Annotated in this window: 17 protein-coding genes; 2 read left to right on the top strand and 15 right to left on the bottom strand. The window is 62.2% G+C overall.

Features of this window, described 5'->3' with window-relative positions; translation table 11 throughout:
* Positions 1 to 14: 14 nt before the first annotated feature.
* The 4 genes from L981_RS08130 to L981_RS08115 form a co-directional block, all read right to left on the bottom strand.
* Positions 15 to 218, bottom strand: coding sequence for a hypothetical protein (locus tag L981_RS08130; RefSeq protein ID WP_043613717.1), 204 nt, complete (start codon positions 216 to 218; stop codon positions 15 to 17).
* Between the two features lie 210 nt (positions 219 to 428).
* Positions 429 to 1,190, bottom strand: a complete 762-nt coding sequence (locus tag L981_RS08125) for an FkbM family methyltransferase (RefSeq protein ID WP_043613715.1) — start codon at positions 1,188 to 1,190, stop codon at positions 429 to 431.
* Between the two features lie 137 nt (positions 1,191 to 1,327).
* Complete coding sequence (locus L981_RS08120) at positions 1,328 to 1,792, bottom strand: cyclic nucleotide-binding domain-containing protein (protein WP_034799203.1); 465 nt, start codon at positions 1,790 to 1,792, stop codon at positions 1,328 to 1,330.
* Positions 1,793 to 1,883: 91 nt separating this feature from the next.
* Positions 1,884 to 4,574 (bottom strand): ABC transporter transmembrane domain-containing protein, encoded by a 2,691-nt coding sequence (locus L981_RS08115; protein ID WP_043613713.1) that lies wholly within the window; start codon positions 4,572 to 4,574, stop codon positions 1,884 to 1,886.
* Between the two features lie 302 nt (positions 4,575 to 4,876).
* Between L981_RS08115 and L981_RS08110 the strand changes: the two genes are divergently transcribed.
* Positions 4,877 to 5,551, top strand: coding sequence for a class I SAM-dependent methyltransferase (locus tag L981_RS08110; RefSeq protein ID WP_043613711.1), 675 nt, complete (start codon positions 4,877 to 4,879; stop codon positions 5,549 to 5,551).
* Between the two features lie 97 nt (positions 5,552 to 5,648).
* Here the strand turns inward: L981_RS08110 and L981_RS08105 are convergent, their stop codons facing one another.
* The 11 genes from L981_RS08105 to L981_RS08060 all read right to left on the bottom strand — a co-directional run bounded on the left by L981_RS08105 (position 5,649) and on the right by L981_RS08060 (position 19,377).
* Positions 5,649 to 6,815 (bottom strand): hypothetical protein, encoded by a 1,167-nt coding sequence (locus L981_RS08105; protein WP_043613709.1) that lies wholly within the window; start codon positions 6,813 to 6,815, stop codon positions 5,649 to 5,651.
* Positions 6,816 to 6,888: 73 nt separating this feature from the next.
* On the bottom strand, positions 6,889 to 7,092 hold the full coding sequence (locus L981_RS34420) for a hypothetical protein (protein ID WP_156134006.1): 204 nt from the start codon (positions 7,090 to 7,092) through the stop codon (positions 6,889 to 6,891).
* Between the two features lie 217 nt (positions 7,093 to 7,309).
* On the bottom strand, positions 7,310 to 8,446 hold the full coding sequence (locus tag L981_RS08100; RefSeq protein WP_245281606.1) for a glycosyltransferase family protein: 1,137 nt from the start codon (positions 8,444 to 8,446) through the stop codon (positions 7,310 to 7,312).
* On the bottom strand, positions 8,446 to 9,690 hold the full coding sequence (locus tag L981_RS08095) for a glycosyltransferase family 4 protein (RefSeq protein WP_043613705.1): 1,245 nt from the start codon (positions 9,688 to 9,690) through the stop codon (positions 8,446 to 8,448). Before L981_RS08095 ends, L981_RS08100 begins: the two co-directional genes overlap by 1 nt.
* Positions 9,691 to 9,694: 4 nt before the next feature.
* Positions 9,695 to 10,912: a glycosyltransferase family protein gene (locus L981_RS08090; RefSeq protein ID WP_043613703.1), complete on the bottom strand. Its 1,218-nt coding sequence runs from the start codon at positions 10,910 to 10,912 to the stop codon at positions 9,695 to 9,697.
* Between the two features lie 70 nt (positions 10,913 to 10,982).
* Positions 10,983 to 12,125 carry an ABC transporter permease gene (locus L981_RS08085; protein ID WP_043613701.1) on the bottom strand — a complete coding sequence of 381 codons (1,143 nt, stop codon included), beginning with the start codon at positions 12,123 to 12,125 and terminating at the stop codon, positions 10,983 to 10,985.
* Between the two features lie 29 nt (positions 12,126 to 12,154).
* Positions 12,155 to 13,153 (bottom strand): ABC transporter permease, encoded by a 999-nt coding sequence (locus L981_RS08080; RefSeq protein ID WP_043613700.1) that lies wholly within the window; start codon positions 13,151 to 13,153, stop codon positions 12,155 to 12,157.
* Between the two features lies 1 nt (position 13,154).
* Positions 13,155 to 15,056, bottom strand: coding sequence for an ABC transporter substrate-binding protein (locus tag L981_RS08075; protein ID WP_043613698.1), 1,902 nt, complete (start codon positions 15,054 to 15,056; stop codon positions 13,155 to 13,157).
* Positions 15,053 to 16,945 (bottom strand): ABC transporter ATP-binding protein, encoded by a 1,893-nt coding sequence (locus tag L981_RS08070; protein WP_043613696.1) that lies wholly within the window; start codon positions 16,943 to 16,945, stop codon positions 15,053 to 15,055. The genes L981_RS08075 and L981_RS08070 overlap by 4 nt, the downstream gene beginning before the upstream one ends.
* A gap of 123 nt (positions 16,946 to 17,068) precedes the next feature.
* Positions 17,069 to 18,019, bottom strand: coding sequence for a polysaccharide lyase (locus L981_RS08065; RefSeq protein WP_043613694.1), 951 nt, complete (start codon positions 18,017 to 18,019; stop codon positions 17,069 to 17,071).
* Positions 18,020 to 18,027: 8 nt separating this feature from the next.
* Positions 18,028 to 19,377 (bottom strand): adenylate/guanylate cyclase domain-containing protein, encoded by a 1,350-nt coding sequence (locus tag L981_RS08060; RefSeq protein ID WP_043613693.1) that lies wholly within the window; start codon positions 19,375 to 19,377, stop codon positions 18,028 to 18,030.
* A 382-nt stretch (positions 19,378 to 19,759) separates the two neighbouring features.
* Here L981_RS08060 and L981_RS08055 point away from each other — a divergent pair, with 382 nt between their 5' ends.
* Complete coding sequence (locus L981_RS08055; protein WP_043613691.1) at positions 19,760 to 21,097, top strand: nucleotide sugar dehydrogenase; 1,338 nt, start codon at positions 19,760 to 19,762, stop codon at positions 21,095 to 21,097.
* Positions 21,098 to 21,121: the final 24 nt, after the last annotated feature.

Genomic DNA, 21,121 nt, shown 5'->3' with positions numbered 1-21,121 from the left:
GCTGGCCTCTGCCGTCAGCGCTCCGGAATTCGTCTTTTCGATGCCATCCTGAGCATCAGATACAGAAACAGGATTGGCCAGAAAACGCAGACCAGAAGCCCGGCGAAGCGATACATGTTCCAGGGTGCATGCGCCTGCAAGCCTTCGAGATAGGTCATCGCCACAAGAAAAAACGCCGTCAGGCCATAGGCGACACCGGCAACGTATAACCAGGACATGCGACCGCCCTCCGCGACGCGCCACAACCGAAACCAGGAAATAGCAATAGCGAACTTATACCACCGGAAGTAACATCTTGAAACGAAGAATTAACTTTAAGCGGAGGCATGGTTAACCGAACCGGAGATCGTTTCGGCTCTCGGCCAATGCCCGGAGCATTGCCATTCGCGTTCTAAAGACACGGAACGAATTTGAGCTGCCAGCAGTCCTTAGCGGGTGCCCTCGCGGGCCACGAACAGCAGGTCGAAACCGCGGAACTCCCGGCGCGCGATCGATTTGCGCAGCGCCGTCCAGATGGCCGAGGGATTGTCGAGGCGGAAACCTTTGAAGCTGCGGATCAGCCCGACAGTGGCGGTCATGGTGCGAAGGACGCGTGACAGCCTGGAGCCCGTCAGCGACGCAAACAGGATCTGCGGGTGGACCGCCAGCAACACCCCGGCCGTCCGCGTCCGATCGATCGTTCGGAACTGGTCCAACGCACGATACTCGTAACCTTCGATGTCGATCTTGAAACAGAGCCGTTCGGTCCGCGCCATGTCCTGAAGGGTTGCGATCGTCACGGTGCGCGCCCGGATCGCCTCGCCGTCGTCGTCGGCGATCAGGGCCGATGTTTCGGAGCTGCCGAAACCGCCGCCGACGGAATGCAGCACGAGAACGTCATCCTCCGACAGCGCGGCATTGATGACCCGCACCTCGCCACAATTCTCCGGCTGCATTTCCTTGAGGATGCCGAAACAGACAGGGTCGGGCTCGACCGTGATGACGTTGTCGGCAATCTGGGCCGCCCAATAGGGTGTCACGCCGATCCAGCCGCCGATGTCGATGAAGGTCGTCTTGGCGTCGACCAGGCGTTCGATGTTCTGGAACGTGCAGGGCTCCCAGTCACCGTTCTGCAGCCGCGCGAAAAAGCGCTTCTTTTCCGGCTTGTCGGGAAACTGAACGGTCTTGTGGAAATAGGTGATCGAACGCATGGCGTTTCTCTAGCCCATATCCGGACGAAGCGGAATCGATTTTGCGAAGGGCTCGTATGCCCGAAGCGAATGACTGCCCCGGCGCATCACCGTCTGCATTTTCGGGAAGGACCGCCCGTACAAGGGAGCTGCCGACGTCAGGCGTCCACCGGCTCCATCGAACCGCGGGCCTCGCTGAGTTCCGCCGTCGTCTGCGCGAGGCGGTCGGCAAGAACACGCATGATTTCCACCGCCATCTCGGGGAAATCGGCCAGAAGTTTAAGGAAATCGTCCTTGCGGATGCGCAGGGCTTCGAGCGGCGTGCTGGTGCGCACGGTCGCCGTGCGTGGCGTATTACAGAGAATGGCGATTTCGCCAACGATCGAATTCTGCTCGACTTCGGCGATCTTGAACGGTCCGCCCGCCGTATTGATCAGCACCTCGGCCTTGCCGGAAAGAATGACATAGGCGGCGTCGCCGATGTCACCCTGGTAGAAGAGCGCTTCGCCAGCGCTGTACATGACCCTGTCGGACGTGAAGGCCAGAAGTTTCAGCTTTGCCGGCGGCAATCCCGAGAAAAGGGTTATTCGGCGCAGCATTTCGACTTCATCTTTGAGCAACATCACAATCCGTGTCTCCGAGTTCCCGTCGGGAGCAACTTGCCTCCCGCATCGCGGCGGGACCATATGCTCGTGCCCTGACATTAATATTACATCAAGATGCCATTTCCTTATAGTCAGGTCGTTCATCCACATTGGCGTCGTGCAGCAGGCGCCCGTTCTCGAAACGGGCGACGCGATCGAAGAGGTCCGTCAACGCCGGATTGGCGAGGACCCAGATCACCGCCGGATCGCGTCCGCCCTGATCGAGCATCGCAAAAACGTTGCGGACGACCTGTTCCTGGACACGCTGGTCGAGCGCCAAGAGCGGCTGATTGAAGATGTAGTAATCGCAATTGCGGATCAACGCGCGCGCAAGATCGAGCTTTTGCCGCTGCGCGGCGGTCAGCCGCTTGCCGCCGGCGCCGACATTGAAATCGAAGCCGAAGGAAAGCACTTCGTTGTAGAGGCCGCCAGCCTCGAAGAGATCCCGGACGATGGCGCGGATTTTCTCCGAGCCGTCGGCGTGTTTGTGACCGATACGTCCGAAGAGCACGTTGTCGATGATGCTGCCGGACGCGATGAAGCGGTTCGGACGGTAGTGCTCTATCATGCCTGCGAGATCGGCCGGCAGGCCTTCGTCGAACTCGCGCCGGGCGGCAACGATCTTCGCCATCACCTCGTCCGTCAACAGACCGAAGCGGTGCCGCGGCTCGATATAGTCGAAGCAAAGCCTGATCACCTTGATCTGGTCGTCCTCGGAAACCTCGCCCTTGCCCTTGGTGCGGACCTTCTGGAGGATGGCCTCATAAACCGGGATTTCCTCGGCAGTCATGAAGGTCAGCTGCTGGAAGAACGGGTGATCCGGCGGCAAGTCGCGGAACAGTTCGACGACGTTCTCGGCGATCTCGATGCCCATCTCGTAGAAGACATCGCGCAGGCCGACCCGCTGCAGGATCGTCTTGAAGAACGGATGGTTCTCCAGCGCGTCTGCCCATACCACCTGATCGGTGATGGTGCCGAACAGCATGTTTTCGCCGATCGTCGCCTCGACGTTGTAGGTCCCGGGCTCGAAGAACACGACAAGGTCGCTGAGCTTTTCCTTTTCGAGACGCAGCCGGAGCGCGCTGCGCATCTCGACGATGCCAGCGGCAAACTCCGCATGCTCATGGGGATCGATGGTCGAGCGCACGGCCAGCGCCATGACGTCGTTGGTCAGAAGCACGGCGTCGAGAACCGGCCGGATCTGCACGAGCAGATCGTCCGGCCCGTTCGCCCCGGCGGATCCATAGTCGATCCAGTCGCTGTTGACATCGAGATACGGGTTGCCGGCCAACCGGGCCTCGGTCACCTCCCACTTGCGGTGCGTCGCTCGCTCGCCCTCATAGACCTCGTTCGTGAGCGGCGCATGCTTCAGCCCGTAAAGGATGTTGTCGCCGAGGCTGCCCTGGAAGACGTAGACGTCGGACGAAGCATAGGCGATCCGCCGGCCGGTCACCGATTCCGGCAGCTCCAGAATGTCCTGACCATCGACGAGCACCTTGCCGCTTGCCGGCCAGACGAGGCGGCCGAAGGCTTCGGCGAGCACTTCGCCGCCGCCCATCAGCGCCACCTTCTCGCCGGGCTGGACCTGCAGCGAGACATGGTCGAGCAACGTCGAGCCGCCGTCGTCGATCACCGTCAGATTGACGGCCGCAAGCGGGCCGGCGAGCGGCGCCGCAGCGGTCGTCGCCACCGCCTGCACTTTGGGATCGAGCAGCGTGTCGACGCTGAACTGCTCGACCACCTGCGCATATTTCACCTGGACGTCCTGGCGGGCCTGGTCCCAGTCGATCAGTTCCTTCAGCGGACCCGGCAGGTCCTTGTAGGCGCCGATGACGGCGACGAGCTGGCCGATATCGAGGCGGCCCTGCAGGGCGAAATAACCGCCGATCGCGTAGAACAGGAAGGGCGTGACCTGCGCCAGGAAGTTGTTGATGAACTTGACGAGGAATTTCCACTGGTAGAGGTCGTAGCGGATCTGGAAGATCCGGCCGAGGCGAGCCGCAATGTCGGCGCGCTCGTAGTTCGACGTGTCGTGACCGCGGATCGCGCCGATGCCGTCGACGATTTCGCTGACGCGGCCGGAGAGCTCGCGCGCCGTCAACTGCCGCTCGCGTCCAAGCACGAGGAGCCGCTTGCGCATGCGCGGAATGATGATTGCCTGAACCGCGACGATCAGCGTTGCGATCAGCCCGAGCCAGAAGCTCTGCAGGAGGATGAACACCAGCGCCGTCAAGGCCTGGCCGCCGAGCAGCGCAGGCGAGACGAAGGCATCGCCGGTGAAACCGCCGAGCGGCTCGACCTCGTCCTTGATCATCGTCGCGATTTCGGCGGGCTTCACCCGCTTGAAATGGCTGGGCGGAAAACGCAACACCCGGTCGACGAGTTCGAAACGGATGCGCCGCAACAGCCGCTCGCCGAGCCGGCCCTTGAAGGTGTTGATGTAGAATTTGAAGAGGCCGTTGACCACCACCAGCGCCAGGAAAACCAGGCTGAGGGCGAGCAGCATGCCTTCGCGGCCGAGGTGGAAGCCGTCAAAGACATTGAACGTGCCCAAATACGGCAGGTCGAAGGATATCGGCAAAAAGGCCTGCGTGGCCTCCGGGCTGTCGAAGCCATCGCCCTGAATCGGCCCGTTGACGATCTGCTTCGGCAGATCGAACGACAGGAAGTAAGGGATCATCGACAGCGCGACGACAACCAGGATCCAAAGCTGGTCCTTGCGCGTGTGGGTCCAGATATAGCGGGAAAGGCGTGGTTCCATGTTACTGGCGATAGGACCTTATTGAACACGACTGCTGCTGGCGGGCCGGGTTGCCACATGTCCCCTGCACGCATCACTCTTCGGCGACACCTTCGGACGGGTGCCCCACGGCACGCTCCTGAAGGGACGCCTGCATATTCCGCCCGGCGCCGAATCCGGTTGATCGATTATGCAGGTGCGAGGGAAATCTGCAATGGACGCGGTTTCCAACAGGCGGCCTTGAAGTCAACCGGCAGAGGTCGACGCTCCCGAAAGCACACGCCGTTATTGCACTCGCTCGATGCGCAGCTTACAACGACCGCATGAAACAAACCAGCCATCCCCCCTGCCAAACCAGCGATTGGTACGAGCATGCCTTCGATCTCGCACGTGGCATCGCCGCCTATACGCGCAGTCCGCTGATCGAAGGGATCGGCCGGGTGATCGCCAAGCATCCCGACGCCCATATCGCCAATGCCTTCAATCACAAGCAGGTCGCCTGCAAGGTCTGGGCGCGCGATACGCTGTTTGAGGTCGCGGGCCCCTCCTATGGCAAGATCGCCATTCTCGGCGGCTGGTACGGCATTCTCGGCGCCATGCTTCTGGAAGACCAGCGCTTCGACGTGGCAGCCGTCGACAGCTTCGACATCGACCCGGACGTCGAAGCGGTGGCGCGGACGCTGAACGCTGCCTTTCCGGACAAATTTCACGCCGTGACGGCTGACATGTACGCGATCGACTACGCCGCGCTCAAGGCGGACCTGGTGATCAACACGAGCTGCGAGCATATCGCGGACCTCAAGGCATGGCTCGATCGCATTCCGGCCGGCACGCGGGTTCTGCTGCAATCCAACGACTATTTCAGCGAGCCGACGCATATCAACTGCGTGGCCTCGGTCGAGGAATTCGCCAAGCAGGCGGCATTGAAGACGGTCGAATTCGCCGGCGCGCTGCCGACGAAAAAATACACCCGCTTCATGCTGATCGGCACGGTCTGAACCGATCGGAAATGCACGTGTCTGGCCAGACGGCACCCATGCGCTTCGGCACCGTTGCCTGTCTTCGGCAGCGGCAGCTAGTGCCGCTCCTCGACGTTCAGTCATGCGTCTCGGCAGCTCTTGCTTTCATCTCGCTCCAGAGGGACGACGCGGTTCCGGCGAAGGCCCTGTAGCCTGCTTCAAACGGATGTCCGTCGTTATCAGGATAAAAGCGCTGCCCGGCCAGGATCGCATCCCGCAATGCGTCGGTCGTTGCATCGACCGCACTACGATACGGCAGATCAAGCCGACCGGCGATTTTCCGAATTTTATCCTCAAGTGCGATCTGACGTTCAACACTGCGAATGAAGCCGGGATCGGCAACGGCCAGCTGGCCACCACGCCGAAGATGCTCGAAAACCACACGCTCCTTGGACGGGATGAGCAACAGCCCTACGCGTCCCCGTCCCTGCGCGGCCCAGTCGGCCGCGAAACGTTCAAAGTCCGCAAACATCGCTGCCGTCTCGGACGAGGCCAAATCGCTCATGCGACCGGCATCATCCACATAGCGCCGCGAAACGGGCGGAATCCCGTCCGGGAACCGGTAATAATCTGAGGTTTCATCGCTGCCCGCACCAAGGAGGCGCGCGTACAAACTCGCCACACGGTCCTTAATCGCATACTGATAAGCGCTCAGAAGCGCGACGTTCTCGAACAGCTTCGTCTTGATGCTCGCCGATCGCGCCTTGGTGCATTGCGTATGGCTTCCGGTCGGGCTGAAGAGAGCCTGCAGGTGAAGCCGCGCCTGCTCTGCGAGCCAGAAGTCGGAACGCGCGTTCATGATATCGCAGGCCGAAAAAACGATCGCGAAGTCGTTGCCTGGAAAAATGGCGACGATCGCGCCTTTGGCTCCATTTGCCAGCGCGTCATGGATGAGCGCGTGGTAGGTGTAGATGCCGTAGCTTCCGACACCGAAATTGTAGGTGTGTTCGCCGGTGATGGCCTGGAAGACGGCCGGCCAGGCCTGGCCGCTCTCGACGTTGTTGCCATAGGTCATGGAGTCGCCGATTGCAGCGACGTGAAAGTCCTGCCGTGCGCCTGCCGGGTCGCGGAAGCCGTCCCCGTCAACGCCGGAAAGGGTCGGATCGAGACGATAGCCGTACTTCTCGTCGGTGGTTCGGTGCGATTGCGTTCCGATCGGAAACGGCGTGAACACGCGCAGCATTAACTCCCCGGCCCCCAACGCCAGGGTCACTGAGATCAACAGCGCGATCAGATTTCTCAACTGCTCCTCCTGCCTTACGCGCTCGACGTGCCGAAATCCCCTGGCATTGCTCTGCGATCGACGTTCACCGCGACTACGCCACTGCCTCTACGCCCGTCAGCCGGCGCTGGTTCAGCGCACAGGCGATGCCGTGCGCCAGAGGCCAGCGGATGTTGGAGAGATAGACAAGGCAGGAGAGCCGTGCGGGAAACGCTTCACCAAGAAAATGACCCAGTCCTGGCGAGACCTTGCGTTTCGTGCGCAAGGCAACCCAGGTTATCGTTCGGTGGACTTGCACTGCGTATATTCAGAATCGGTATTATTTATTTACCTAACATACGATTCTGGAGGCAGCTAGCCGGAACACGCTGAGCGCGAGTAATATATCCAGGCTACATACTGGCAGACAAGCGAGCGGTCGCCCGAGCGTTGGTTTGCCGAGCGACCTTTCTACGGCGGTGGTTCCGCTCCATCGCGCCCTCCCCGAAGACCGAAGGGGCACCACCGAGCACGGGCTAGCGAACCGCCTGAAGCTCCAGTATCTCGGCCGTTTTAGCGGCACCGTTAAGATCGAGCGGCGGGATCTGCGGCCTTGGCCGCGCCAGCATCATCTCGACGTCGCGGGCCAGCCGCTCCGGTGTTACGTCCGCTTCCGGCAGAACGCCGGCAAGGCCCAGTTTTTCAAGCCTTTCCGCGCGCGTCGATTGCTCGGTCTCGCCGCCGGCGACGAAGGGGATGAGCAGCGACGCACAGCCGGCGCGGAAGATATCGCAGACGGTGTTATAGCCGGCCTGGGAGACCGAGAGCCGCGCACCCGACAAGAGGCTCGCAAAATCCTTGCGGAAGCGGAAGAGATGCACGTTTGCGGGCGCTGCGGCGGCAAAGCCGTCATAGTCGTCCTGCGGCAGGTTCGGCCCGGTGATCAGGCACCATTTCAGGTCGCCCGCAAGCAGCCCGGCCGCCTGCAGTGCCGCACCGATCAGCTCCTTGCCGACCGCGCCGCCGCCGGCCGAAACAAGCACGTCGAACCTTTCAGCCGGGGGTTGAGGGGGATGGCCGGCGACAAGGCCTGTGTAGACGATCTTGTCTTCGATCTCTGCCGTATAGGGATAGGTCTCTTCGAGCCGCGCGAAGGCCGGATCGCCGTGCACGAGCACGAGATCGAAATGCGCTCTGACCACGTCAAGGGTTTCTTCGGCGCGTCCCGGCTTCGTGCGTTCCTGCAGGATATCGCGCAGCGACGCGGCAACGAGGGGTCGCGGCTCCTGCTTCTCGATCACCTCCAGCAGCGGCATCAACTCGAAACGCATCTGGCGACGGCCAAACGGAAAGGCTTCAAAGATGACGATGTCGGGCTTGCAGGCAAGAAAGGCCTCGATCAGAAGGTCCCGGCGCTCTTGCTTGAAAGCTTCGCTGACCGGATTTCCCTCGCCATCGGCGAGTCCGCTAAACCCCTTGTCGCCCGCCAGCACCGGCGGCAGGGCCACATGTTTCACATCGTTTGCCGGGAACCCCGGCACCGGGCTGCCGCCCGTCACGACGGTCACGTCATAGCCTTTGGCCGCCAAGGCGCTCGCGATCCGGCTTGCCCGCGCCAGGTGACCGATGCCGAGCAGGTGCTGTACGTAGAAGAAGACGCGACGGGCGGACATCAGGCGGCTCTCCATTCGCGGACAAACAGGCCGGCGAGTTGTTCGATGCTGGTGTGGTGGTCGAACTGGCCGCGAACCTTCCGCTCGGCCGCATCGCCGAACCGGTGGCGAAGGGCCGGATTGCGGATCAGTTCCTCTAGCGCGACCGCAAGCGCCTGCGGGTCTTCCGACGGAACGACAAGACCGTTTTCGCCATCCTCGAGCAGTTCCGGCACGCCGGATATGTCCGTCGAGACGCAGGCAAGGCGCTGGCTCGATGCTTCCACAAGCACGTTCGGCAAGCCGTCCCGATCGCCATCCGCGGTGATCCGGCAGGCGAGCGCGAAGATGTCGCTTGCCCGATAGTGCGCAAGCACGTCGGTCTGGTCGAGCGCGCCCTTCCAGACGATGCGGTCGGAGATGCCGAGCTCCGTGGCAAGCGTCTTCAACTGGCCGGTCAGTTCCCCGGCACCGATATGCTCGAACCGCCAGTGAAGTTCCGAGGGAAGCTTGGCCAATGCGTTCAGCAACACGTCGTAGCCCTTCTTGCCAACGGCACGCCCGACGCTGACGATGCGGACGGGATCTGAAGGATCGGAGCCTGTGCGGCTGGAATGCGTGTCGTCGAAACGCTGGAAGCGATCGAGGTCGAGGCCATGATAGCTCAGATGAACCCTCGACTTGTCGCGCGCAAGGCTGCGGAGATGCTCGTAGCCCATGCGCGTGCAGGTCACGGTCCAGCGCGCAAGGTCAAGCTTTTCGGACAGTTCCCAGTCGGGCGAGGTCCAGATGTCCTTTGCATGCGCCGAGCAGGTCCAAGGCGTACTCGCAATCACGCTCGCATAGGCCGTCACCGAGGCAGGGGTGTGGATGAAGTGCGCGTGCAGCCAGCGCGGCTGCCCCGGCCACTCGGCGGCGAGCACTAGCGCCTGGCCGAGGCGGCGAAAGCGGTTGCGGCTGAAATCGCGCGGCAGGTCCTTGAGGAACAGGCCCAGGGCGCGCCAGAACCCGGGCTTCGGCAGACAGCGCACGAGCCCGCGCAGGACCCTTAGCGGCTCCTCGTGCAGATATTCCGGCAGGTAGTGGACGTCGGCGCGGATTTCGTCGTGAACCGGGTGGCGCTTGCCATCCGTCGGACGCCGAAGCGAGATCAGGACGAGTTCCATCCCGGCGCGTTCGAGGCCAAGCAGTTCCTGGGCGATGAATGTTTCCGAAAGACGCGGGTAGCCCTTCAGCACGACTGCAATCTTGCGGTCTGTCGGCAATGCTTCAGCTCGATTTCTTCACGATGTTCAGGTGGTCGCTCGATGGTCGATCGAGCCATCTGCCGACGATTTCGGAGATGTGCACGAGGCCTTCCAGCCGCAGGCCGTTGGCGCTGCTTTTCGACGGTGGCGCGCGATAGGGCAGCGCCCTCAGCGCCGCCGCCAGCCGCAACGGATCTTCCGCCTCGTCCGGCAGGAGCATCTCGACCAGCCCGAGCTCGGCAGCCCGGCGCGCGCGGATCAATTGCTCCTCGCGCGGCTGGATGCGCGGCACGATCAGCGCCGGCTTGTCGAAGGAGAGGATTTCGCAATAGGTGTTGTAGCCGCCCATGGCGACGACGCCTTTGGAGCCGGCGATGAGCTCCTCCATGCGATTGTCGAATTCGATGATCTTGATGAAGGGGATCTTGCTGCCCTTGCGGATCAGCTTCTCCCGCTTCTTCACCGGCATGTAGGGCCCAAGCACGATCAGCGCCTTGTGGGTGAGCTCGGGATCTTGCTGATAGGCGTGGATGACGTCGTGGATCAGGTCCGCGCCGTCGCCGCCGCCGCCCGTGGTGACGAGAATGTAGTCGCCCTGGGGCTTATGGCCCGGCAGTTCCTCGCGCGGAACGCTGCGCTGCAGGAAACCGACGAAGTTCATGCGCTCGCGCACCGCCGGCGGCACGTCGAGTTCGGTCAGCGGGTCGTAGAAGTCGGGCGGGCCGTAGACCCAGATCGTGTCGTAATACTGCTCGATCTTGCGCATGGTGTCGCGGCGCTTCCACTCGGCCTCGAGCAGGTGCGGCGCATCCATGACCTCACGCAGGCCGAGGACGAGCGTCGTGCCGTGCGCCTTCAGATAGGTCAGCGTCTCCTCGACCTCGCCGCGCAGGCCCATCGGCTCCTTGTCGACGATGAAGATATCCGGCTTGAAGGTCTCTGCCGTATGGCGAATGATCGCCTGGCGCATCTTCAGCGTCTCGTCGAGTTCGATATGGCGGTCGAGCGAGGTGTAGTCGCCATTGTGCAGCTTGATCACACTCGGGATCTTCACGAAATCCACGCGCGCGCGATAGTCGAACGCGCCGGCAATCGTCGCCCCGGAAATGATCAGGATGTTCAAGCCGCGATAGTCTTCCACCAGCGAATGCGCGATCGTGCGGCAGCGCCTGAGGTGTCCGAGCCCGAACGTGTCATGGCTATACATGAGGATCCGGGCATCTTCAAAACGCCGCATCATGCAAGAAACCTTTCACTCAGGGTACGATGAACCGTTTCACGCGCGCCGTATGGCTGCGTCAAACCGGGCTTCATTTGTAGGGATCGGCGGCGTCACGCAACCCATCTCCCAAGAAGTTGAACGCCAAAATCACAAAAATGACCGGAATTGTGGGAAACAGGAGCCAGGGATAGAAGGCAATGACGCTGACGCTTTTCGCCTCCGTCAGCAAAATACCCCAACTGGTGATGGGCGGCCTGAGACCGAGGCCAAGGAAGCTGAGCGCCGTTTCGCCCAGGATCATGCCGGGAATCGCAATCGTCGCCGTGGCAATCAGATGCGACATGAAACCGGGTACGAGGTGCCGGCCGATGATGCGGCTGCTCCTTGCGCCCATGAGCTGGGCCGCAAGCACATAATCCTCCTCGCGCAAGGCCAGCAACTTCGAACGGACAGCGCGCGCAAGCCCGGTCCAGTCGAGCAGACCGAGGATGATCGTGATCGCCAGATAGATGAAGATCGGGCTCCAGGTCGCCGGCATGATCGCCGCCAGCGACAGCCAGAGCGGAATGCTCGGGATCGACTGCAGCACCTCGATCACGCGCTGGACGATGAGATCGAAGACGCCGCCGTGGTAGCCGGCAAGACCACCGATGACGATGCCGAGCACGAAGCTGACGGTGATGCCGAGCAGGCCGATGGTCAGCGAGATCCGCGCGCCATAGATGATGCGCGACAGCACGTCACGACCGAGGCGGTCCGTTCCCAGGAAGAAGGCCTGGCCGCCCTTTGCCGGACAGACGAGATGCACGTTGCTTTCGAACAGCCCCCAGAAGCGATAGCCGTCGCCGCGGCAGAAGAAGCGAAGCGGCTGCACGTCCTTGGTATCGTCGGCGTAGTTGCGCTTCAGCGTGTCCATATCCAGCGTCATCGTACGGCCGTAGACAAAGGGACCGACGAACTTGCCCTCATGGAAAAGATGCACCCCCTGCGGCGGGGCATAGATGTAGTCCATGTTGCGTGTGTGCAGGTTGTAGGGCGCCAGAAACTCGCAGACGACGATCATCAGGTAGAGCGCTGCGAGAAAGATGCCCGACGCAAGCGCGAGCCTGTGGCGGCGGAACTTCCACCACATCAGTCGCAGCTGCGAAGCCTGGTTGACGCGCACCTGCTCGTCCGTCATCGCCTCGACGGAATAGGGATCGAACGGGGCCGTCGATACGTAGTGCGGCATGGGCTCGCCGGGCGCCGGGAGAAATGACGTCACTTGGTGCTCCTGCCTTGCAGCCGAATTCGAGGATCAAGAATGGCGAGCGCGATGTCGGAGATCAGCACGCCGATCACCGTCAGGAAGGCCAGGAACATCAGGAACGACCCGGCAAGATACATGTCCTGGCTCTGCAACGCCTTGATCAGCATCGGGCCGGTGGTCTCGAGCGACAGCACGATCGCCGTGATTTCCGCGCCGGAGATGATCGCCGGCAGGATCGAACCGATATCGGAGATGAAGAAGTTGAGCGCCATGCGCAGCGGGTACTTCACCAGCGTGCGCATCGGTGACAGGCCCTTGGCGCGCGCCGTCACCACATACTGCTTCTGCAGTTCGTCGAGCAAGTTGGCGCGCAGGCGCCGGATCATGCCGGCGGTACCCGCCGCGCCGACGATGATCACCGGAATCCAGATGTGTTCGAGGATCGACTTCGCCTTTTCCCAACTCATGGGTTCGGCGAGATACTTCTGGTCCATCAGGTGGCCGATGGAAATCCCGAACCAGATGTTGGCGAAGTACATCAGGATCAGCGCTAGCATGAAATTAGGGATGGCGATGCCGATCAGGCCCATCAGCGAGAGGCCGTAATCGCCCCAGCTGTACTGATGGGTCGCCGAGTAGATGCCGATCGGGAAAGCGATCAGCCAGGTGAAGATGATGGTGACGAAGGAAACGAGGATCGTCAGCCACAGGCGATCGCCGACGACGGCGCTGACCGGAAGCTCGTACTCGAAGGAATAGCCGAAATCGCCCTGCAGCATGCCGCCGAGCCAATAGACGTAGCGCAGAACCGGCGGCTGGTCGAAGCCGTACTCCTTCCGGAGCGCCTCGATCTGCTCCATGTCGACGCCTTCGCCCTGCGCCTTGATCTCGGCGACATAGCTTTCGAAATAGTCGCCCGGCGGCAGCTCGATGATGGTGAAGACAAGGGCGGAAATGATGAGGAGGGTCGGAACCATCGCCGCGATACGCCAGAGAATATATCGCAGCATGTCAGCCTTCCTGTTCGATCCAGAAGGTGTCGGGTTTGTAGACACCGAAGTAACACGTGGGGTCGAAGCCGTAGAGCGCAGTGTCAGGCACGTTCCTCAGCTTCTTTGCCACGAGGATCGGCTGGAGCGAGGCGTTGACAATGCCGATCGAGAACACCTGGTCGGTGTAGATCGAGAGCATCCGGCTCCAGATCTCCGTCCGTTCGGCGTCCTCGGCCGAATGCCGCCAGCGCTGCAGCAGTTCCGTCAGTTCGACGGCTGCCGGAAGATCCGGGGCCTGACCCATTTCGCCGTGAGACAGGTAGTTCAGCCCCCAGACCGGCCATTGCAGCTGGTCGTCCGCGGTCGGCGCAAGCTGGCCAGGGTTCATGCTTGCCGTCGGCACGCCGTTGTCTATGCCGAACCACATCGACATGATGATCTCGCCACCGACGGCGCGGCTGCGGAACGTGTCGCGCTGCGATGTCCGGATGAAGAGCGATATCCCGACCTTCTGCCAGTAGTCGGTGATGAGCTGCAGCACGTCCGTCTCGAGCGTGCTTTCGCCGGCCGTTTCCACGACGATCTGCGCGGCGCGGCCATCAGAGAGAATGCGGATCCCGTCGCTGCCTTTTTTCGTAAGGCCCGCCTCATCGAGCAGGGCATTGGCCTGTTCCGGATCGTGGGCGACCCAGGCACTGGCAAACTCGGGCCGGAAGAGCGGGCTATCCGGCAGAATCGTATCGGCGCTTTCCTTGGTCAGGCCGTAGAATACCGCCTTGTTGATTTCGGTGCGGTCGATCGCAAGCGACAGAGCGCGGCGAACGCGTACGTCCTGCAGCAGCGCCCGCCAAACCTCGTCCGAGCAATTGAGATTGGGAAGCAGCGCCAGGCGCGAGCCCTGCGTCTTCTTCCACAGAAGCACCTTCACCGGGTAACGCTTCTCGGAATCCTTCAGGAAGGTATAGTCGACGAAGTCGATACTGGTCGCCTGCAGGTCGCTCTCGCCGGTGCCGGTCTTGGCCGGGATCAACGCCGATGAACTGACGCTGAGCACGAACTTGTCGATGTAGGGTAGCTGCAGGCCGTTCTCGTCGACGCGATGATAGTAGGGATTGCGCTCAAAGACGAATTGTTCGGCCGGAAGCGGCGTCGTGTTGCGCCAGGGGTCCAGCGTCGGCAGGTCCGGGTTTTCCGGGCGGTAGGAACGGGCCATGCGCATGTGCAGCTGGCTCCATTTCTTGACCCGCTCTTCCTTCATCAGCGCCTTGAGCTTGTCTTCTTCCTGATACTTCTCATGGAACTGTTTCAGGTAGGCCGACGGCATCACCACCACCATCGGCTGCGGGCCGGCGAGCTTCTGCAGAAAGTCGGGATTGGGCGTCGACCATGAGTAGCGCACCGTGCGTTCGTCGACGATCTCGAACTTGGCGGCCTCGCCGTCCATGACCAGCGCCGTCGGCAGCCCGGCCGGGCTCAGCTTCTCGTTGTTGAGAACGTCGTCCCAGCAATAACGGAAATCCTCCGACGTCAGCGGCGTGCCGTCGGACCACTTGTGGCCTTCGCGGATGTGGAAGGTGAAGATGCGGTCCTCGACCGTTTCGAAGCTTTCGAGAACGTCCGCTTCGATCTTCAGCGCTTCGTCGAAGCCGACCAGACGGGCATAGCCGTAGATGGTCATCAGGCGGATGTCCTTGGCGCTGCCGATCAGCATCCGCACCTCGCCGCCGTACTTGCCGGGCTGGCGCCCCATGGCCGCAACGTTGATGACACGCGGCGTCTTCGGCAGACGCTCGGCCAGCGGCGGCAGCTTGCCGTCGGCAATCTGCTTTTCCCAGAACGCGGGCTCGCCTGCTGCCGCAAAGAGCCGCGTCGGCAGAGCCACGGTCGCAAGCAATGCCAGTACAGTTCGGCGGGTGATCATGGCCGCAACTCCCTTGCATCCACGGATCGGCGTGCCAGCACGATGTGGTCACCGCCGAGATCCGCGGGGATCAGCGCGTCGCCGGCATCGTCGTCCCGGAACTGTGGCCCCCAGCGCCGCATGTCCGAACCTTCGCTGTCCTTCAGCCGTTCGAAATCAAGCGGCCGGTCGAGATCCGGGTAAGGGACCGCCGCCAGCAGCGACTTGGTATAGGGATGAACCGGATTGCGCATCAGCACCTCGCGCGGCGCCAGCTCGACGATACGCCCGGCGCACATCACGGCGATGCGATCGGCCATGTAGTCCACGACTGCAAGATTATGCGAGATGAACAGGCAGGTCAGCCCCAGCTCCTTCTGCAGGTCCTTGAGCAGGTTGAGGATCTGCGCCTGGACGGAAACGTCGAGCGCCGACACCGGTTCGTCGCAGATCAGCAGTTCCGGCACGAGCGCAAGCGCACGCGCAATGCCGATGCGCTGGCGTTGACCGCCCGAGAACGAATGCGGGTAGCGGTTGATGAAGCGCTGGTCGAGGCCGACGGCCTGCAACAGCGAACGCACCGTCTCGACGCGCGACTTCGCCGTACCGCGGCTGTGGATCTCCAGCGGCTCGCTGAGGATGTTCTTGACGGTCATGCGCGGCGAGAGCGAAGACACCGGATCCTGGAAGACCATCTGGATCTTGGATCGCATGGCCTTGAGGTCGTCGCCCTGCACCTTCAGCACATCGACCGGTCCCTCGCCATTGTCGAAGGTCACCGAGCCCTGGTCGGGCGTGATGGCGCGCATCAGGATCTTGCTGACAGTGGTCTTGCCGCAGCCGCTTTCCCCGACGAGGCCGAGGCACTCGCCACGGCGGATGTCGAAGCTGACATCGTCGACGGCGCGATGCAGCGTATTTTCGCCACCGCCGAACCAGGACGATTTCCGCGTTCCGTAGGTCTTCGAGACATTGCGGACGGACAACAGCACATCGGGACCGGCGCGCCGGTCGGCCGCCGAGGTCCCAAGCAGCGTGCCGGCCTTGACCGGCACTTCGCGCAGCGCCTTCAGCCGCTCGCCGGGCTTCATGTCGAAATGCGGAACCGCGGCCATCAGCCCCTTGAGATAGGGGTGCTGCGGGTTGCGGAAGATCGCCTCGACCGGACCGGCCTCGACGATCTGGCCGTGATAGATGACCACAACCTCGTCGGCCATGTTGGCGACGACGCCAAGGTCATGGGTGATCAGCAGCATGGCCATGTTGAGCTTGACCTGAAGCTCGCGCAGGAGTTTCAGGATCTGCGCCTGAACCGTCACGTCGAGCGCCGTCGTCGGCTCGTCGGCGATCAACAGAGCCGGCCGGCAGATCAAGGCCATCGCGATCATCGCGCGCTGGCGCATGCCGCCCGAAAGCTCGAACGGATACATGTCGTAGGCGCGCTTCGGATTGGCAAAACCCACATAGCCGAGCAGCTCTTCCGTTCGCGCCCGGCGTTCCGCCTTTTCCGCGTCCGTGTGGATCTTCAGGACTTCGGAAATCTGGTTTCCGATCGTGTGGAGCGGCGACAGCGATGTCATCGGCTCCTGGAAAATCTTGCTGATGCGCGTGCCGCGCAGGGCACGGATCTCCTCCCCCTCCCGCTCGAGCGAGAGCAGGTCGATCGGCTTTGCCGCCGTCGTCGGGTCGTTGAACAAAATTTTGCCACCAACCTTGGCGACGTTGGGCAAAATGCCCATCACCGCCTGGCTGATTGCGGATTTCCCCGATCCGGACTCGCCGACGAGCGCCGTCACCTTGCCGGGCAAAATCCTGAAATTCGCGTTATTGACGGCTTGAACTTCGCCGCCGAGCACCGAGAATGTGATCCGCAGACCTTCAACTCGAAGCAGGTCCGCCCCAGATGTCATAGCAGCACGCTTCCCTCATTGCTTTTTATCCGCCGCCTCTAAAAAAAGACTAGCGCAGCTTCTAAGGGCTGTCCAGCACACCCGGTGGCAGACGAGGCTATACCCACCTGCATCTTCAGATGGTTAGAACGAAGGGCAGGCACCGCCTTTCAACACGTCGGCGCAATTGGGCGAGCGCCGGAAGTCGTCGTAAAACAGCGTCCAGTTGGTGTCATCGGCCGCCCGGTAAGGGCCGAACTTGAAGTACTGGTTCTTGCCGAGCCCCTTGTCGTCGTGGCCGATATGGCCGGTCACCGTGATGATCGGCTTGTCGTTGGCGAAGAGTTCGATGCGCCCCGTGCCATTGGCTCCCGGCAGCGTGTAGATCGCGAAATCGATCCAGCCGGACTTCGGGTCGGGCAACGGATTGCCGTGGCTCGTCACTTTGATCGCATCGGTGCACGCATTGAAGAGACTGCCGTCGATCAGCTCCCAATTGCTGTCCGCCGCGACCAGCATGCGCATCTGGTTGACGCCCGGCCGTCCCCAGACGGGGACTTCACCCGGCTTGCAGCTCGCCGGCTTTCCCTCAGGACCGGCCGAGAGCGGCGCGATATAGTTCGTTTCCACCGTGGCGAAGAGCTTGCCAGCCTCGAGCCTCAGGGCGAGGAACGGGCTGAAATCGCCCTCCGCACCCGGGTCGATCTCGCGCTTCCACTGGGCGATCAGATAACGATGGTCCTCGTTCGGGATCGGGTCGGCAAACTTGACGGCAAAGCCATACCAAACACCCTGGTCGTAGGGCACGCGCAGTGCCGTCTTCTCCCAGATCTCGGCCCGCTCGCTGCAACCGTCGAGCGAATCGGGACAGGTCGGAACGACGCTCAGCTTGAGCGCGCCGTTGCCGTTGTGCTTGACGTCGCCCTGAAACTCCACCGTGCCGGCGGTCTGTTCGAAATTCTCGCGATAGTAGAGCCCGCCCTCAGGCGCGAAATCCCGCCCCTCGAAGCCGTCGGAAAGCTTGGTTTCCCATGGCTGCGCCATCGCGCTCCCCGCCATGAGGATGGAAGCGGCGAAAAGGACGGTACGAAACATTCTTCCCCCTACTGAAGCATCTTGTCGATCAGGCCGCGCGGCGGCTGCAGCGGACGCGTATTGCGATGAAGCAGCATGACATGCTCCGCCTCGGAAAGTCCATCCTGCAACACGTCGTCGAAGCGTTCGTCGGCCCTTGCGAGCAAGGCCGCGTCGTTGGGGTAGAGGATCGTGAATTTCTGCCGGACGCCCCGGAGCTTTTCCTGGCCGAGCGCCGTCCAGTCACCGCCGCAATAATTGACGAAGGCTTCGCTTGCGACGACGCTATGGGCGTATTTCTTGGTCAGGTTCTGCAACCTCTGGACTTCGTTGACGGCGGAGCCGAAAGCCGAGAACGTCAGCCGGTCGCGCAGGCCCACATTGCCGAACATCACGTTGCCCACATGCAAGCCGATGCCGTAGCCGATCGGATCGCGCGCCTGCTTGCGCCGCTCGCCGTTCAGCATGTCCATGCGGGCGGTTGCCGCGCGCACGGCGGCAAAGGCCTCGCGGGCGGCAAACTCCGAGGGTTCCTTGTGGCGCCCACAGGGATAGACGGCGATGAAGCCGTCACCGACGAAGCTCAGAATATGGCCGCCGTTGCGATTGAACGGGGCTGCGATCGCATCGAAATAGGTGTTCAGCGTCTCGATATAGGACTGACGCCCTTCCTTTTCCGCAAGCATCGTCGAGCGGCGCATGTCGCCCATGACGAGGATGGCGCGCACGGTCTCGCCGTCGCCGCGGCGAACCTGGCCGCTCATCACGCGCCGGCCGGCGCTGGAGCCGAGATAGGTGGTCAGCATGTTGTCGGCGAGCTTGCCGAGCACCGCCATCTTTGCGGCGACCGCCAGGTGGTATTGCAGCTTCAAAAGCGCACCGATCACGTCATCTGTAAAACCGCCGTGGCGATCGGTCGTCCAGGAACCAACCATGCCGTGGCCTGAATCGGCGCCCAGCGACTGCATGAAGGCGAGATAATCCGTTGCCCCCATTTCCTTGAGGTCGTCGAAGATCGGGAACTCGGACGGCGTATCCTGGTAGAGGCGCCGGCGGACATGCTCGAGATTGTTGTTGAGAAGGTAGTAATAGGGGCTCTGCAGGAACCGCTCGGGATTGAGCGCCAGTTCCTCGTGCCGAAGGCCGCTGACCTCCACGCCCTTGCCGCGCACCCAGGTGAATCCCAGCGCATCATAAAGCGGGTGCAGCATGGAGAAGGAAAGATGGACGCGCATCAGCGGCAGGCCGGCGGCCGCCAACCGCTCGCAGAAGCCCTTGACGATCGTCTCCAGCGGCGCGTCGCTCAGCGATGTGCGCATCAGCCAGTCGGCGACCTTGTCGATGAGGATTTCGGATACGTTGTCGTTCGTCGGGCCCATTTCGCGTCCTCGCATGACAGACCGTCCCGCGTCAGCATCCGGAGACGGCGAACGCCCCGGCAATTTGCCGGTTCATGTTCGCGGTGGATGATGATGAGCCGTGCCCGTTAAGAAAATGCTCCAACCGATTCCGGCGTCGATGACGTGCAGGCACCCGGAATGCGGCACTTATATGTTGGAGATATTCACGCGCGCCGCCAATTTCCAGAGGCGGACGAAGATTTTTCCGGTCTGTTGCAGCACGAAGATTTGATAGCCGGCTCACCGGCCTGCCGACGGCCGCAGCGCCGTGCCTCGCTTGACTTGGAGCTTGTTTCTCTCCAACAAACCACGACATGTTCGCGCGCCGCGCCTGTCTGTCCACGAGATCCGGAACCGAAACTTGACCTCACCTCATTTCGAAAGCCTGCTGTCGTCCATCTCCGCCCGGAGCGCCAAGGTCGGCGTCATCGGGCTCGGCTATGTCGGCCTGCCATTGGCGATCGCCGCGGCGCGCGCGGGCTATTCCGTCATCGGTTTCGACATAGATCCCGGCAAGATCGTCGCGCTCGACGCGGGCAAGTCCTATATCGGCGCGGTCTCGGATGCTGTTCTGGCTAAGGAGAGCAGCGCCGGCCGCTTCCGTTCCACGACGGATTTCCTCGAACTGTCCCGTTGCGACGTCATCGTCATCTGCGTACCGACGCCCCTGACCAAATACCGCGACCCGGACCTTTCCTTCGTCGAAAAGACGTCGCGGGCGATCGCCGCGACCCTGCGCCCCGCGCAGCTCATCGTCCTGGAATCGACCACCTACCCCGGCACGACCGACGGCATCGTGCGCAGCATTCTCGAGGAAACCGGCCTCAAGTCCGGCGCCGAATTTTTCGTCGGCTTTTCACCGGAACGCGAAGACCCCGGCAACCCGGTCTATGAGACCGTGAGCATTCCAAAGGTGGTCGCCGGCGACGGGCCCGAGGCGTCAAAGCTGATGGAGGCGTTCTACGCCTCCGTGGTTAAGACCGTCGTGCCGGTCTCGTCCAACGCCACGGCGGAAGCCGTGAAGCTCACCGAGAACATCTTCCGTTCGGTCAACATCGCGCTCGTCAACGAATTGAAGATCGTCTACGAGGCGATGGGCATCGATGTCTGGGAAGTGATCGAGGCGGCAAAGACCAAGCCGTTCGGATACATGCCGTTCTATCCCGGCCCCGGCCTGGGCGGGCACTGTATTCCGATCGACCCCTTCTACCTCACCTGGAAGTCGCGCGAGTACGAACTGCCGACGCGCTTCATCGAGCTTGCCGGCGAGATCAACTCGGCCATGCCGCGCCACGTCGTCAGCCGGCTGGCCGAAGCGCTGGACCGGCACGCGGGCAAGGCGCTCAGCCGCTCCAACGTGCTTGTCATCGGCCTCGCCTACAAGAAGAACGTTCCCGATATTCGCGAGAGCCCTTCGCTGCGTCTGATCGAACTGATCGAGGAGCGTGGCGGCCGTACCGCCTATCACGATCCCTACGTCGCCGAGATCCCGCCAACGCGCGAATATGCTGCTCTGAAGGGCCGCCGTTCGGTTACGCTCGACGAGCCCACGGTGGCGGCGTTCGACGCCGTGCTGATCGCCACCGACCACGATCAGGTGGACTACGCGGCCCTCGCCAAGTGGGCGCCGCTCATCGTCGATACCCGCAATGTCTTCCACCGCAACGGCCTGACGGGCAGCCACATCATCAAGGCATAGCGCGACGGATGACGCGCATCGCCG

Origin of the sequence: Ensifer sp. ZNC0028, from assembly GCF_000799055.1 — a bacterium.
GTDB lineage: Bacteria > Pseudomonadota > Alphaproteobacteria > Rhizobiales > Rhizobiaceae > Ensifer.
This window is presented reverse-complemented; position numbering and strand designations above follow the sequence as displayed.